11 protein-coding genes are annotated in these 14,445 nt (G+C 71.7%); 6 read left to right on the top strand and 5 right to left on the bottom strand.

The genetic code is table 11. From position 1 onward, the window contains the following. Window positions 1-3: 3 nt before the first annotated feature. Complete coding sequence (locus ACRX5W_RS07720) at window positions 4-1,572, bottom strand: MFS transporter (RefSeq protein WP_436787189.1); 1,569 nt, start codon at window positions 1,570-1,572, stop codon at window positions 4-6. Window positions 1,573-1,839: 267 nt separating this feature from the next. Between ACRX5W_RS07720 and panB the strand changes: the two genes are divergently transcribed. Next, window positions 1,840-2,751, top strand: a complete 912-nt coding sequence (gene panB / locus ACRX5W_RS07715) for a 3-methyl-2-oxobutanoate hydroxymethyltransferase (RefSeq protein ID WP_436787188.1) — start codon at window positions 1,840-1,842, stop codon at window positions 2,749-2,751. Window positions 2,752-3,005: 254 nt separating this feature from the next. Then, complete coding sequence (locus tag ACRX5W_RS07710) at window positions 3,006-3,785, top strand: site-2 protease family protein (RefSeq protein WP_436787187.1); 780 nt, start codon at window positions 3,006-3,008, stop codon at window positions 3,783-3,785. 33 nt (window positions 3,786-3,818) lie between these two features. Here ACRX5W_RS07710 and ACRX5W_RS07705 read toward each other — a convergent pair whose 3' ends face one another. Continuing rightward, window positions 3,819-4,013, bottom strand: coding sequence for a DUF3046 domain-containing protein (locus tag ACRX5W_RS07705; protein ID WP_436787186.1), 195 nt, complete (start codon window positions 4,011-4,013; stop codon window positions 3,819-3,821). A 94-nt stretch (window positions 4,014-4,107) separates the two neighbouring features. On the opposite strand from ACRX5W_RS07705, the gene ACRX5W_RS07700 reads away from it, so the two are divergent. The 4 genes from ACRX5W_RS07700 to ACRX5W_RS07685 all read left to right on the top strand — a co-directional run bounded on the left by ACRX5W_RS07700 (window position 4,108) and on the right by ACRX5W_RS07685 (window position 11,781). Then, the gene (locus tag ACRX5W_RS07700) at window positions 4,108-8,880 is read left to right on the top strand and encodes an ATP-dependent helicase (protein ID WP_436787185.1); all 4,773 of its coding nucleotides are present in this window, start codon (window positions 4,108-4,110) and stop codon (window positions 8,878-8,880) included. Window positions 8,881-9,149: 269 nt separating this feature from the next. After that, window positions 9,150-9,977 (top strand): DNA-formamidopyrimidine glycosylase family protein, encoded by an 828-nt coding sequence (locus ACRX5W_RS07695; protein WP_436787184.1) that lies wholly within the window; start codon window positions 9,150-9,152, stop codon window positions 9,975-9,977. Between the two features lie 510 nt (window positions 9,978-10,487). Then, the gene (locus ACRX5W_RS07690; protein WP_436787183.1) at window positions 10,488-10,871 is read left to right on the top strand and encodes a hypothetical protein; all 384 of its coding nucleotides are present in this window, start codon (window positions 10,488-10,490) and stop codon (window positions 10,869-10,871) included. Window positions 10,872-10,977: 106 nt separating this feature from the next. After that, window positions 10,978-11,781: an SDR family NAD(P)-dependent oxidoreductase gene (locus ACRX5W_RS07685; protein ID WP_436787182.1), complete on the top strand. Its 804-nt coding sequence runs from the start codon at window positions 10,978-10,980 to the stop codon at window positions 11,779-11,781. 87 nt (window positions 11,782-11,868) lie between these two features. On the opposite strand, the gene ACRX5W_RS07680 is transcribed toward ACRX5W_RS07685, so the two are convergent. From ACRX5W_RS07680 to pgsA, 3 genes are all read right to left on the bottom strand, one after another. Next, window positions 11,869-12,237, bottom strand: a complete 369-nt coding sequence (locus tag ACRX5W_RS07680) for a helix-turn-helix domain-containing protein (RefSeq protein ID WP_436787181.1) — start codon at window positions 12,235-12,237, stop codon at window positions 11,869-11,871. A 186-nt stretch (window positions 12,238-12,423) separates the two neighbouring features. Further along, complete coding sequence (locus ACRX5W_RS07675; protein ID WP_436787180.1) at window positions 12,424-13,692, bottom strand: CinA family nicotinamide mononucleotide deamidase-related protein; 1,269 nt, start codon at window positions 13,690-13,692, stop codon at window positions 12,424-12,426. Window positions 13,693-13,711: 19 nt separating this feature from the next. Beyond that, entirely contained in the window at window positions 13,712-14,404 is a 693-nt protein-coding gene (gene pgsA, locus ACRX5W_RS07670; RefSeq protein ID WP_436787515.1) for a CDP-diacylglycerol--glycerol-3-phosphate 3-phosphatidyltransferase, read from the bottom strand. Window positions 14,405-14,445: the final 41 nt, after the last annotated feature.

Genomic DNA, 14,445 nt, shown 5'->3' with positions numbered 1-14,445 from the left:
CGGTCAGACCTTAGCGTTTTCGCGAACCTCGTCCGAGGGTCTGGGGGCGGCCTGGTCCGACGGACGGGGCATCCAGCGGAAGACCACGAACGCACCGATCGCGGCGACGATCGCGGAGCCGAGGGCGGTGTAGTGCATCGCGTGGATGAACGCGTCCTTCGCGGGCTCCACCCACGCCGCCCCCGCCGGACCCGCGTGCTGCGCCGCGCCCAACGTGGCCTCGATCGACTCGTCGGCGCCCTGGGGCACCGAGTGGCCGGAGATGTGGTCGCGGTACACCGACGACAGCACCGAGCCCAGCACCGCGACGCCGAGGGCGCCGCCGACCTGGCGAACGGTGTTGGTGACGGCCGATCCGGCGCCGGCCTTCTCGCGCGGCAGCGAGGCCATCACCGAGTTGGTCGCGGGCGGCATGACCAGGGCCATGCCGACGCCCTGGAGGAAGAACACACCGCACAGGAACCACATGGGCGTGCTGCGGTCCATTTGGGTGAACGACAGGAAGGCGGCACCGACCACGAGCATGCCGACCGTGGTGACCGCGCGTACACCGAACCTGCGGACCAGTCCGGCGCTGCGCGGCGCGAAGATCAACTGCCCTATGGCGAGCGGCAGCAGGTACAGGCCCGTCTCCAGCGGCGTGTAACCGCGCACGCTTTGCAGGTAGAACGCCATGAAGAAGATGACGCCCATGAGCGCGAAGAACACCAGTCCTATGGCCGTGGCGGCGGCGGAGAAGGCCGGATCGCGGAAGAAACGGATGTCCAGCGCGGGGTGGTCGCTGCGGCGCTCGTACCAGACGAACCCGCCGAGGATCACCACGCCGAGCGCTATCGTCAGGAGCACCGCGGGGCTGGTCCAGGAGTCCTCTCCGCCTTTGATGATGCCGTAGACCAGGGCGACGAGGCCGGCGATGGAAAGGACGACGCCGCCCGGGTCGAGCTTGCCGGGCCGCGGGTCCTTCGAATCGGGGACGACGAAGATCATCGCGAGTACGCCGACCGCCACGATCGGCACGTTGATCAGGAAGACCGAGCCCCACCAGAAGTGTTCGAGCAGGACGCCGCCGGTGATCGGCCCTATCGCGATGGCCAGGCCCACCGCGCCGGACCAGATGCCGATGGCCCTGGCCCGCTCATGCGGCTCGAAGACATTGCTGATGATCGACAGCGTCGCGGGCATCACGAACGCCCCGCCGAAGCCCATCACGGCACGCGCGGCGATGAGTTGCCCCGGACTCTGCGACATCGCCGACAGGAACGACGCGACGCCGAAGACGATCATGCCGAACAGCAGCAGCTTCTTGCGTCCGAAGCGGTCGCCGAGGATGCCCGCGGTGAACAGCAGGCCGGCGAAGACAAGGGTGTAGGAGTTGATCGCCCACTGGAGTTCGCTCTGCGACGCGCCGAGGCCTTCGTCGGGGTCGGCGATCACCTTGATGGCGACGTTGAGGATCGAGTTGTCGAGGACGACGACCAGCAGGCTGATCACCAGGACGCCGAGGATGTACCAGCGGCGGCGGTGGATGTGCGGGTCGACGGTACGCGGCGGCTCGGCCGCCCGAGAGGTCATGACGGGGGTCCCCCACGGAGTTGCGCTCTGGTTCGCTGCAGATCCCGGTACAGGCTTCGATTCGAGTTTCGATACACACCTGTCTCGTTTCGTTGTGAACGACGCTACTCGCTTTTACGAGACGGGCTAGTCTCGTATTGCAAACATTCGGCAAACCGAGCCTGCCGGACAAGCCGCGAAGGGCCCTGTTCCCTTGGCACGTGTCGTGTCACCATGGCGTGGAGTCCGGGGACGCCGACCGTGCGCCTCGAGATGAGGAGTTTGACGATGTCCGAGCAGCACTCGCCCAAGCAGCAGCCCACCGCCTCCGCCCCCGCGCCCACCCCGCCGGCGGCGTCCGAAGGCCCGGGGCTCACCCTCTACGGCGGCACCGGCACCGGCCGACGCGTCACCGTCCGCGATCTCGCCCGCGCGAAGCAGGCCGGCGAACGCTGGCCGATGCTGACCGCGTACGACGCGATGATCGCCTCGGTCTTCGACGACGCCGGCATACCCGTGCTGCTGGTCGGCGACTCGGCCGGCAACAACCACCTCGGCTACGAGAACACCATCCCGGTCACGGTCGACCAGCTGGTCATGCTGACCGGCGCCGTCGTACGCGGCACCAAGCGCGCCCTCGTCGTCGCCGACCTGCCCTTCGGCTCGTACCAGGTCTCCCCGGCGCAGGCCCTGGAGACCGGCGCCCGCTTCCTGAAGGAGGCCGGCGCCGGCGCGGTCAAACTCGAAGGCGGCGTCGCGATGGTCCGCCAGGTCGAGGCCCTGGTCACCGCGGGCGTCCCGGTCATGGCGCACATCGGGCTGACCCCGCAGTCGGTCAACGTGCTCGGCGGCTACCGCGTGCAGGGCCGCGGCGACGAGGCGGCGGCGCAGTTGCTCGCCGACGCCAAGGCCATGCAGGCGGCAGGCGCCTTCGCGGTGGTCCTCGAACTCGTCCCCGAGGAACTGGCCGCCCGGGTGACCGCGCAGCTCGACATCCCGACCGTCGGCATCGGCGCGGGCGCGGGCTGCGACGCCCAGGTTCTCGTGTGGACCGACATGGCCGGCCTGACGCCCGGCAAGCTGCCGAAGTTCGTCAAGCAGTACGCCGACCTGCGCGGCACCCTCGGCGACGCGGCGCGATCGTTCGCCGCCGACGTGGTCGGCGGCAGCTACCCCGGCCCGGAGCACGCCTTCCACTGAGACCGGCCCCGGAGGTGGTCACACGCGTGACTGCCTCCGGGGAACTTTTCCGGCGTGACCCCGGCCACCTGTCGTGGTGTCGCTCCAGGGCCTGCTTCGGAGAAGACAAGAGACACGTTCCACTTCGACAGCACGCAGAGTGCAAACCAACAAGTTGCCGAGTCGTACCCCGCCCCTGCGACGCAGCTGGAGTCCCTATCCTGCTTGCAGCAGACCGTCGCGTCCCCTGCCCAGGGGCACCCTCGGAGGAACACATGACCGACGCGTGGACCCGGCCCGGCTCGCGGCTGCGGCATGTGCGCCCATCGCCGATATTCCTCGCGCTTGTCGTGGTGTTCACCGCGACGGGCGCGCTGCTGTGGCGCGGGTCGGGCGATCAGGAGATCCAGGTCTTCCTGTTCGTCATGACAGGGTGGCTCATCTCCCTGTGCCTGCACGAGTTCATGCACGCCTTCACGGCGTTGCGCGCCGGCGACACATCGGTCATCGGCAAGGGCTATCTGACGCTCAATCCGATCAAGTACAGCGACCCGCTGTTCACCTTCATCATCCCGACGATCTTCGTGCTGCTCGGCGGCATCCCGCTCACCGGCGGCGCGGTCTACATCGAACGCGACCGCATCCGCAAGCGCGTGCAGCACAGCCTGGTCTCGGCGGCTGGGCCGCTGACCAACGTGGCCATCGCCGGGATCTGCGTCGCGCTCATCAACTCCTCGGCGCTGGACGGCGCGAGCCCGTCGTTCTACGCGGCGTTCACGTTCTACGCGCAGCTCCAGATCATCGCGGCCATCCTCAACCTGCTTCCGGTCCCCGGCCTGGACGGCTACGGCATCATCGAGCCCTGGCTGTCGTACGACTTCCGCCGCGCGATCGCGCCGTACGCCCCCTTCGCACCGCTGCTGCTCTTCGGCCTGCTGTTCACCCCGGAGATCAACGACTGGTTCTTCGACCAGGTGCACCAGGTGACCGAGGCTCTCGACGTACCGGACGAGTGGGCGTCGCTGGGCTACCGGCTCTTCCAGTTCTGGAAGTGACCCTGCCCAAGATCCTGGGAGGCCGCGTGTATGTCAGCGGTGCACCGCGGGCACGTCCATCGCCACGCACACCGCGCGCCACACGTCCTTCGCGTCGTAGCCCGCGTCCAGCGCCTCGACGACCGTGCGCCCGCCCAGTTCCGTCATGACGTGGTCCCGCGCGAACGAATCGGCGTAGGTCTCGCCGAAGTGGGCACGCATCCGCTCCCAGAAATCGGTCAGTCGCATACCCCGATTATCCCGGGATCGCGCCCGGTCGCCGAATGGGTCCGCGGTTCGCCGAGAGCCGTTTGTCGGTGCCGCGCGGCACTATGGAACGCCTATGCATGAGCACGACGCGACCCCCTCCGGCAGCGACGACCTCACGGCGGTCCTCGACGCTTTCTCCCCCGCGACGCGCGAGTGGTTCACGGGGGCGTTCCACGCGCCGACCGCCGCGCAGGCCGGCGCGTGGCGGGCGATCGCCGAGGGGCGCGACGCGCTCGTGGTCGCACCCACCGGGTCGGGCAAGACCCTGGCCGCGTTCCTGTCCGCACTCGACCGGCTCGCGGCCGAGCCGCCGCCGGCCGACCCGCGGCGCCGCTGCCGTGTGCTGTACATCTCGCCGCTGAAGGCCCTCGCGGTCGACGTCGAACGCAACCTGCGCGGGCCGCTCGCCGGGATCCGGCAGGCGTCGGTGCGCCTGGGGCTGCCGGAGCCGCAGATCGAGGTCGGCGTTCGGTCCGGCGACACCCCCGCGGCCGACCGCCGCCGGTTCGCCGCGAAACCGCCCGACATCCTGATCACCACGCCCGAGTCGTTGTTCCTGATCCTCACCTCCCAGGCCCGCGACGCGCTGCGCGGCGTCGACACGGTGATCCTCGACGAGGTGCACGCCGTCGCGGGGACCAAACGCGGCGCGCACCTCGCCCTCACCCTGGAGCGCCTGGACCGCCTCCTCGACAAGCCGGCGCGACGTGTCGGGCTGTCGGCGACCGTGCGCCCGGTGGACGAGGTCGCCCGGTTCCTGTGCGGCACCAGGGACGCGACGATCGTGCAGCCGCCGGCCGCGAAGACGTTCGATCTTTCGGTCGTGGTACCCGTCGAGGACCTCGGCGAGCTGAGCGCGCGCCCCACCGAGTACGACGAGCTGGGCCAGGTGAAGCGGGCCTCGGTGTGGCCGCATGTCGAAGAGCGCATCGTCGACCTGATCGAGGCCCACCGGTCCACGATCGTGTTCGCCAATTCCCGGCGCCTCGCCGAACGCCTGTGCGGGCGCCTCAACGAGATCGCCCACGAACGGGCGACCGGCGAGGTGCTGCCCGAGTCCGGGGCGCCCGCAGAACTGATGGCCCAGGCGGGCAGCAACAAGGGAGCCCCCGCGGTGCTCGCGCGCGCCCACCACGGCTCGGTGTCCAAGGAGCAGCGCGCGCTGGTCGAGGAAGACCTCAAGGCCGGCCGGCTGCCCGCCGTGGTGGCCACCTCCAGCCTCGAACTGGGCATCGACATGGGCGCGGTCGACCTGGTCGTCCAGGTCGAGTCGCCGCCGTCGGTCGCCTCCGGCCTGCAACGCGTCGGCCGCGCCGGGCACCAGGTCGGCGCGGTTTCGCGCGGCGTGGTCTTCCCCAAGTTCCGCGGCGACCTCGTGCAGACCGCCGTGGTGACCGAGCGGATGCGCGAGGGCGCGATCGAGGCGGTGCGCCCGCCCCGCAACCCGCTGGACGTCCTCGCCCAGCAGATCGTCTCGATGGTCGCGGTCGAGGACTGGGACGTCGAGGAGCTGCTGGCGCTGGTCCGCCGGGCGGCGCCGTTCGCGTCGCTCCCGGTCTCGGCGTACGAAGCGGTCCTCGACATGCTCGCCGGGCGCTACCCGAGCGACGCCTTCGCCGAGCTGCGCCCGCGCCTGGTGTGGGACCGCGTCGCGGGGACGCTGACCGCGCGGCCGGGAGCGCAGCGCCTCGCGGTGACCAGCGGCGGCACGATCCCCGACCGCGGTCTGTTCGGGGTCTTCCTCGCCTCCGGGGAGGGCTCCCAAAAGGGCGGTGCCGGGCGGCGCGTGGGCGAGCTCGACGAGGAGATGGTGTACGAGTCGCGTGTCGGCGACGTGTTCACTCTCGGCACCTCGTCGTGGCGCATCGAGGACATCACACACGACAAGGTGCTGGTGACCCCCGCTCCCGGCGTACCCGGCAAGCTGCCGTTCTGGCACGGCGACGCACTCGGCCGCCCGGTCGAACTCGGGCGCGCGCTCGGTGCGTTCCTGCGCGAAGTCGGGGCGATGGACCCGGAGACGGCGCGCGAGCGGGTCGCCGCGGCGGGGCTGGACGCGTGGGCGGTCGACAACCTCCTCGCATATCTCGCGGAGCAGCGCGAGGCGTGCGGCCACATCCCGGACGACCGGACCCTCGTCGTCGAGCGCTTCCGCGACGAACTGGGCGATTGGCGCGTGGTGGTGCATTCGCCGTTCGGTGCTCAGGTGCACGCGCCGTGGGCGCTCGCGATCGCGGCGCGGCTGCGCGAGCGGACCGGGCTCGACGTGCAGACGATGCACGGCGACGACGGCATCGTGCTGCGGCTGCCCGACACCGATCCGTTCGGCAGCGAGGGAAACCTCGACCTGGACTCCGAGTTCAGCCTTCCGCCGGACTTCGCGGTCTTCGCCGCCGACGAAATCGACCCGCTGGTGACCGCCGAGGTCGGCGGTTCCGCGCTGTTCGCGTCCCGGTTCCGCGAATGCGCCGCGCGGGCACTGCTGTTGCCGCGCCGCGTGCCCGGCCGGCGCACACCGCTGTGGCAGCAGCGCCAGCGTGCCGCGCAACTCCTGTCGGTGGCAAGCGAGTACGGCTCGTTCCCGATCGTCCTGGAGACGATGCGCGAATGCCTCCAGGACGTCTTCGACGTGCCGGGCCTGGCCGGGCTGATGGCCGACATCACAGCCCGCAAGGTGCGCATCGTCGAGGTCACCACCGCCGAGCCGTCGCCGTTCGCACGCTCGCTTCTCTTCGGCTACGTCGCCCAGTTCATGTACGAAGGCGACTCGCCGCTGGCCGAACGCCGCGCCGCCGCCCTCGCACTCGACTCCCGGCTGCTGTCCGAACTCCTCGGCCAGGCCGAGCTGCGCGAGCTGCTGGACGCCGACGTGGTCGCGCGCACCGAGGCGGAGTTGCAGAGACTCACCGACGACCGCCGGGCGCGCGACGCGGAAGGCGTGGCCGATCTCCTGCGGCTGCTCGGGCCGTTGGCGACCGACGAGGTCGCGGCGCGCAGTCTGGGCGCCCCCGCGGAGACGTCGCGGTGGCTGGTCGCGTTGGAGGAGGCGCGGCGGGCGATCCGGGTGCGGATCGCAGGAGTCGAGCGGTGGGCGGCGATCGAGGACGCCGGGCGGTTGCGCGACGCGCTGGGCACTCCCCTGCCGGTGGGCGTTCCGGAGGCGTTCACCGAGCCGGTCCGGGATCCGCTCGGGGATCTGCTGGCACGTCACGCCCGCACGCGGGGGCCGTTCCACGCGGCGGACGCGGCGGCGCGGTTCGGGCTCGGCGGCGCGGTGGTGGCCGGGGCGTACGAGCGTTTGTCGGCGACCGGACGCGTGGTCTCCGGCGAGTTCCGGCCAGGCGGGGCCGGCACCGAGTGGTGCGACGCGGAGGTCCTGCGCATGCTGCGGCGTCGGTCGCTCGCGGCGCTGCGCCACGAGGTCGAGCCGGTTCCGCCGATCGCGCTCGCCCGTTTCCTGCCGGTCTGGCAGGGAGTCGGAGGCCCGGGGGCACGGGGTCTGCGCGGTATCGACGGCCTGGTGCGTGCGATCGAGCAGTTGCAGGGCGCGGCGGTTCCGGCGTCGGCGTTGGAGAAGCTGGTGCTTCCGGCCCGTGTGTCGGGCTACCAGCCCGCGCTGCTGGACGAGTTGTGCACGACCGGCGAGGTGGTGTGGACGGGCCATGGCGCGCTGCCCGGCAACGACGGCTGGGTGTCGCTGTTTCTGGCGGATGCCGTGCCGCTCCTGGCGCCGCCGCCCGTACCGCTCGATCCCGGGCCGGTACACCGCGCGATCCTGGACGCGCTGGCCGACGGCTATGGTCTGTTCTTCCGTCAGATCGTGGACCGGGTCCGGCAGTTGCAGCCCGACGAGAGCGCGTCGCCGGCCGATGCCGAGGTCGTCGAGGCGTTGTGGGATCTCGCGTGGGCCGGGTACGTGACCGGTGACACGCTCGCGCCGCTTCGCGCACTGATGGGATCGGGCCGTACCGCCGGATCGACCGCACACCGGGCACGCCGGGCCACGCCGCGTGGGCGCTACGCGGGTCTCGGGCGCGGCGGACGCCCGTTGACGCCCGCCCGCACGACGCCGCCGAGCGCGGTCGGCCGCTGGTCGCTGGCGCCGGAGCGCGAGACCGACCCGACCCGGCGCGCACACGCGCTCGCGGAGACGCTGCTCGACCGGCACGGGGTGGTCACGCGCGGAGCGGTGGTCGCGGAGGGCAGCCCGGGCGGTTTCTCGGCGGCCTACCGCGTCCTGTCGGTCTTCGAGGAGACCGGACGCGTGCGCCGCGGCTACTTCGTCGAGGGTCTGGGCGCCGCGCAGTTCGCGGCGGACGGCGCGGTGGACCGGCTGCGGGCGTTGCAGCAGGCCGCCGAGCGGCGCACCGAGGCGGGTGCCGGTGATCCGTTCGGTGCCGGGCTTCCCGAGGCGGTCGCGGGACCGATGCGTCGGACCTCGCCGGTTTCCGTTGCCGGCGAGGACGGCGGCCCGCGCGCGCTGTTGTTGGCCGCCGCCGACCCCGCGAACCCCTTCGGCGCGGCACTGCCCTGGCCGGACCGCCCCGGGGAAGCGGCCGGCGGCCACCGCGCCGGACGCAAGGCGGGCGCGCTGGTGGTGCTCGTCGACGGCGAACTGGTGCTGTACATCGAGCGCGGCGGCCGGTCGCTGCTGACGTGGACCGAGGATCCTCAGCGGCTCCAGCCGGCCGTCGACGCACTGGCACTCGCGGTCCGCGAAGGAGCGCTGGGCAAACTCACCGTCGAACGCGCGGACGGGGAGGGAATCCTCACCTCGTCGCTCGGCCGCGCGCTCGAAGCGGCGGGCTTCCACGCGACCCCGCGCGGCCTGCGTCTTCGTGGGTGAGACCTTTTCGTTACTTTCCCGCCCGCCGGACGAAACACGCTGGTCACGTCCATCGCTCAGTATCGAGTCACGGAGGCAACGCCATTCCGTACCTCCCCTGAAGGAGGAACCTCGCCCGTGACGACCCTGCACGCGCCACGGTAGGGGCTAGAGCACAACCGGTGCCGAACACGTGTTCCTGGCCGCACGCGTGGCGCCGGTTGTGCTCCCTTTGGTTTTCCCTCGCGGCTCCCGTCCCCCGACGCTCCGGCACCCCGGACAATGGACGCATGCCCGAAGGCGACACGGTGTTCCAGACCGCGACCCGGCTGCGCGGTGCGTTGGCCGGACGCGTGCTGACGCGCACGGATTTCCGGGTGCCGCGCTACGCGACCGTGGACCTGTCCGGGCGCGCGGTGGTCGGCGTCGTCTCACGCGGCAAGCACCTGCTCATCCGCGTGGACGGTGACACCACGCTGCACACGCACCTGCGGATGGACGGGGCGTGGCGGATTCGCCCGGCGTCCGCACAACGCGGTCCCCGGTGGGGCGTCGGCGGACGCGACCAGGTGCGGGTCGTGCTGGAGAACGACACGTATGCGGCGGTCGGCCTGCGCCTGCCGGTGGTCGACCTGCTGCGGACCTCGGACGAGGCCCGCGTCGTGGGACATCTCGGCCCCGACCTGCTCGGCCCCGATTGGGACGCCGACGAGGCGCCCCGCCGCCTGGCCGCACAGCCCGCCCGGACGATCGGAGAAGCGCTGCTCGACCAGCGCAACCTCGCGGGCGTCGGCAACGTCTACCGGGCCGAGTTGTGCTTTCTGAACGGTGTGTCGCCGTTCGCCCGCGTCGACGCCGCAGGCGACCTGCGCACGATGGCCGACCTCGCACACCGTGCCCTGGCGGCGAACCGCGAGCGCATCGGCCACGTCACGACGGGCGACCCGCGCCCGGGCCGGCAGAACTGGGTGTACGGCCGCGCGGGACGCCCATGCCGCCGCTGCCGCACCCCGATCCGCAGCGCCGAGGCGGGCGAGCCGAAGCGGTGGGTCTTCTGGTGCCCCACCTGCCAGCCCGGGCCCGACCAACAACGGGAAGGCCGAGAGGCGCCGCGCTGATCCGAGCGTTTCCACGCCTGACCGGCAGGTCGGGCGCCCGGCCAAGGGCGGGGGGAACTGAGAGGTGCGGCGTTGGTCAGGGCGTTCCCACGCCTGAACGGCCGTCGGAGCCCGGTGTCGGGCACTGGTCCGACTTCGCAGGCAAACCGTCGGTGAGCGATTCGGGATTCCCGCTGCCAAACGCGCGTTCGAACATCGTTCCTGCCGCCGGGCGTCGTCATCCTCGCGCCGCACACCCGGCTGACGCGCTCTGTTCGCTCTTCTCGGGCGTCGGCCACCACCCTTCCGGGGGACTTCGGGTGACCGACCGGAGGCTGCGTCGTCGTACAGGGTGTCCGCGCGACCCTCCCGGAGGATCCAGTGACCGCTCGCCGGCCGTTGCGCATGGCGCTGTTGGCGCCTTTCCTCTGTGCGCCCGTGCTCGCCGGATGCGTGTCCGGTGCATCTGGGCCGTCACGCCCGCCGCAGGCGTCCCTCGCGGCGGTGATTCCGCTCGGGGCGGCCGGGCCGATGGCCCCGACCCTTCCGGTGCTGCCGGAGGCCGCCGAAGTGCCGGCCGTACCGACTCCGGTGCCGCCGCCTGCCGTACCGCCACCGCCCGCGGCGGGCACTCCCGTGCCGCCCGCGCCGCCCGCCGCCCCGAAGAGCGCGCCCGGGGCGAAACCCGGCGCGAGCAAGACCGACGTACCCCGCGATCCGCCGCGCCGCCCGGGGCCGACCCACGGCGTGCCTCCGTCCCGGCGGCCCAGCGCCTCCCTCCCGAGCGTCGCCGTCACCCGGGAGACCACACTCGCGGTGCCCGCCGAGGTCTGCGAAGGGCTCGCGAGGTACGGGGTGTTCGCCCTGAACGGCGACACTCACCGCTGGTGCCTCGAACAAAAGCAGGCGGGTTGACCACCTCACGTCCATGAGGCTTGCCACACACCTTTATTGACTGTTCGTCAGATCGAATCTACGGTCCGCGTGGGGCCGGCGTCCCGGTCCCGGCACCCACGGGAGGATGACCGTGCTGCGTACCGCCCTCGATCTGTCCGGCCGCGTGGCCGTCGTCACCGGTGCCGCGAGCGGCATCGGCCGCAGCAGTGCCGAGGTCCTCGCCGAACTCGGTGCGACCGTCGTCTGCGCGGACATCAACCTCACCGGCGCCGAGGCCACCGCCAAGCTCGTCGGCGAAGCGGGCGGGCGGGCCGCCGCTGCCGCCGTCGACACCGCTTTTTCCGCTGCCGTCGACGCCCTCGTCGCCGACGTCGTCGCCGAGTACGGGCGCCTCGACGTGATGGCCAACATCGCCGGAATCATGCACACGAGCACCGTGGTCGAGACGACCGACGAGGACTTGAACCGCGTCCTGTCCGTCAACTTCAAGGGTGTCTTCCACGGCTGCCGCGCAGCCGCGCGCGTCATGGTCCCGCAGGGCTGCGGCAGCATCGTCAATATGGCGTCCAGCGCGATCGACACCGCCGCCCCCGGGCTGCTGTGCTACGGCGCCGCGAAGGCCGCGATGGTCCAGCTCACCAAGACCCTCGCCACCGAGGTCGGGCCGCACGGCGTGCGGGTCAACGCCGTGGCCCCCGGCTGGACCGTCACCGGCATGACCGGGCGCCACTGGACCGCCGAGGACGGCACCGAGGACGAAGAGCGCAAGGCCGCGACCACCGCGCCGATGGCGAGGCTGGCACCGCTCAGGCGCGTCGGGGAGCCGGTGGACATCGCCTACGCCGTCGCGTACCTGGCCTCCGACGCCGCGAGGTTCACCACGGGACAGATTCTGCGCCCCAACGGCGGAGCGACCATGCCCTGGTGAGACGCGCGAGGGCGGCGCCGGACCCGCCTCGGGTCCGCACCGCCCTCGATACGCGCTGTGCTCTCGTGACTCCCACGTCACCGCGGATCACGCGGCGACGACCACGTCCACCTGGTTCGACGCGGCGACCGCCCCGGACGACGGCCCCGGCACCCGCTCCGTCGACGACGAGCCGATCGGCTCCAGGACGGGACGGGAGGTGAGCCCTTCGGTGTGGGCAAGCTCGGCGAGCGCCAGCTCGTCGCTGACCTCGCGGAGCACTATCGACATGCGCACGTCCAAAGCCTCGCAAATCGCGGCGAGCAGCTCGGACGACGCTTCCTTCTGGCCGCGCTCGACCTCCGAGAGGTACCCGAGCGAGACCCGGGCCGCCGACGACACCTCGCGCAGGGTGCGGCCCTGGCGCTGGCGTTGCCGACGCAGCACGTCACCCAGCAGGCGACGAAGCAGAATCATCGGTCGCTCCCTCCTAGGACCGCGGCTGCAACGGACACAGCCCCACCGTACCCGGCAGACCTCGACTGCGTACCGGGTCTGCCGTCCTGTTCACTGAGGGCGTGGAAGCCCGCGCGCTGAACCGACGATTCGTCACGTTTGTCCGCTTCAATACGTCTGCACCGCATCGCCGACACAACCCCCCTCTCAGCCCGGGAATTCCCGGGCGTGCTCCTGCGGCAGGCCGAGAAGCGTACGCCGTAGCAGTTCCAGGGCCCGCACGACGGTCAAGGTCCGAATCCTGTCACGGTCGCCCGGCAGATGCGGGGAGACCGTGACGGTGCCCTCCGGGCCCGCCAGCGCGATGTGGACTTCGCCGACCGGACGCCCGTCCTGCGGGTCCGGACCGGCCACACCGGTCGTGGCCACACCGTACGTACCCGACAAGAGTGACCGCACACCCTCGGCCATTTCACGCGCCACACGAGGGTGCACGGCGCCTTCCTCGTCCAGCAGCGCACGATCGACGCCGAGCAGCGAAGCCTTGACGTCGGTCGCGTAAGCGGTGACCGAGCCACGGAACGCCGCGGACACACCGGGCACGGCCACCAGCGTCGCCGCCAGCAGACCACCGCTCAGCGATTCCGCGGCGGCGACGGTGGCGCCGCGTTCCACCAGCAACCTGGCAACGACCGCCGCCAGTGATTCGGTTCCCTCCGCATAGACGCAGTCGCCGAGCAGTTCGTACGCCCGCAACGCCGCAGCGTCCACCGCCTCACCGCCGCCGGCCACCGTCGAGGTCAGCTTGACGCGCACCTCACCCGGCTCCGCGAGGTAGGCGACCTCGACCGCACCGACCGCCGCGAGCTCCTTCTCCAACGGTTCGAGGTACGTCGCGACAAGGCCCTCGGCGACGCTGACCGTGCGCAGGACGCGCTGGGCACGCGGCGCGGGGGACCCCGACCGCCGCAACATGTCCGGCAGTACTTGGTCCCCGACCATCGCGGCCATCTCGTGCGGCACACCGGGCGTCGCGTAGACGGCCGTGCCGCGGATGTCGATCGTGAGGCCGGGGGCGCTGCCGCGGTCGTTGGGGAGGACCCGACCGCCCTCGGGAACGTCGGCCTGCCGCAGACCGAGGCTGTTCATGACGTGGCCGGTGTGCCGGTAGCGGTCGTGGAGCCACCGCTCGACGGCCGGGTCGCGGCGCAGCTCGACCCCGGCGACCCGGGCGACGGCTTCGCGGGTGCGGTCGTCGGACGTCGGGCCGAGCCCGCCGGTGATCAGCACGGCGTCGGCCCGGTCGACCGCGATGCGCAGCACGTCCACGAGTTCGTCGAGGCCGTCGCCGACGGTGGACACACCGGTGACGCGCATCCCCGCATCGGTGAGCAGGCGTCCGAGCCGGCTCGCGTTGGTGTTCACGACGTCGCCTATGAGCAGTTCATCGCCCACCGCGACGAGTTCGACCTTCATCGTGCCCGCCCCCTGTCCGCTATTCGGTCCGTCCCGCATCCGTCGCGCCGGCCGGGGCACCGTCGAGTGCCGCGTCCGGAGCGTCCGCCTTGCCGCCCTGCTCCCGCCCACCGCGCAGCGCCTTGACGACGTAGTCCACACCGGTCACCACGGTGGCGATCACCGCGACGGCCATGACCCACGCCCGGAAGGTCGCGAGCGGCCCGGTCACGACCAGGACGTACATGCCGATCGCGGTGCCTTGCAGCAGTGTCTTGAGCTTGCCCCCGCGGCTGGCCGGAATCACGCCGCGTTTGATCACCCAGAAGCGCATCAGCGTGATGCCGACCTCACGGAAGAGGACGACGCCGGTGACCCACCACGGAAGGTCGCCGAGGGCCGACAGGCCGATCAGCGCGGCGCCCATGAGCGCCTTGTCGGCGATCGGGTCGACGAGTTTGCCGAAGTCGGTCACGAGACCGTGGCGGCGGGCGAGCATGCCGTCGAAGCGGTCGCTGATGCTGGCGACGGCGAACGCGGCCCAGGCGTAGGCGCGCCACACCGGGTCGTGACCGCCGTCCTGCACGAGCAGGTAGACGAACAACGGGACAAGGGCGATCCGCAGCATCGTCAGCGCGTTCGCGGCGTTCCAGATGCTGACCGATGTGGTCGGGTCGCCGAGTCGGTCGGGTTTGGGCGGATGGTTGGCGGCCGCCGTGCGCACCGCCTCCACCGGGTGGGCGGACGCGGCACGGACCGCCTCCGCACGCTGCG

The sequence above is a fragment of the Yinghuangia sp. YIM S10712 genome, assembly GCF_051388935.1.
Lineage (GTDB): Bacteria > Actinomycetota > Actinomycetes > Streptomycetales > Streptomycetaceae > Yinghuangia.
Note: the sequence above shows the minus strand (reverse complement) of the source record. Positions and strands in the feature narration are given on the sequence as shown.

Excerpts from the sequence above, each read along its gene's own strand:
- ACRX5W_RS07720 (WP_436787189.1), bottom strand. The coding sequence starts at position 1,572 with ATGACCTCTCGGGCGGCCGAGCCGCCGCGTACCGTCGACCCGCACATC.
- panB (WP_436787188.1), top strand. The coding sequence starts at position 1,840 with ATGTCCGAGCAGCACTCGCCCAAGCAGCAGCCCACCGCCTCCGCCCCC.
- ACRX5W_RS07710 (WP_436787187.1), top strand. The coding sequence starts at position 3,006 with ATGACCGACGCGTGGACCCGGCCCGGCTCGCGGCTGCGGCATGTGCGC.
- ACRX5W_RS07705 (WP_436787186.1), bottom strand. The coding sequence starts at position 4,013 with ATGCGACTGACCGATTTCTGGGAGCGGATGCGTGCCCACTTCGGCGAG.
- ACRX5W_RS07700 (WP_436787185.1), top strand. The coding sequence starts at position 4,108 with ATGCATGAGCACGACGCGACCCCCTCCGGCAGCGACGACCTCACGGCG.
- ACRX5W_RS07695 (WP_436787184.1), top strand. The coding sequence starts at position 9,150 with ATGCCCGAAGGCGACACGGTGTTCCAGACCGCGACCCGGCTGCGCGGT.
- ACRX5W_RS07690 (WP_436787183.1), top strand. The coding sequence starts at position 10,488 with ATGGCCCCGACCCTTCCGGTGCTGCCGGAGGCCGCCGAAGTGCCGGCC.
- ACRX5W_RS07685 (WP_436787182.1), top strand. The coding sequence starts at position 10,978 with ATGACCGTGCTGCGTACCGCCCTCGATCTGTCCGGCCGCGTGGCCGTC.
- ACRX5W_RS07680 (WP_436787181.1), bottom strand. The coding sequence starts at position 12,237 with ATGATTCTGCTTCGTCGCCTGCTGGGTGACGTGCTGCGTCGGCAACGC.
- ACRX5W_RS07675 (WP_436787180.1), bottom strand. The coding sequence starts at position 13,692 with ATGAAGGTCGAACTCGTCGCGGTGGGCGATGAACTGCTCATAGGCGAC.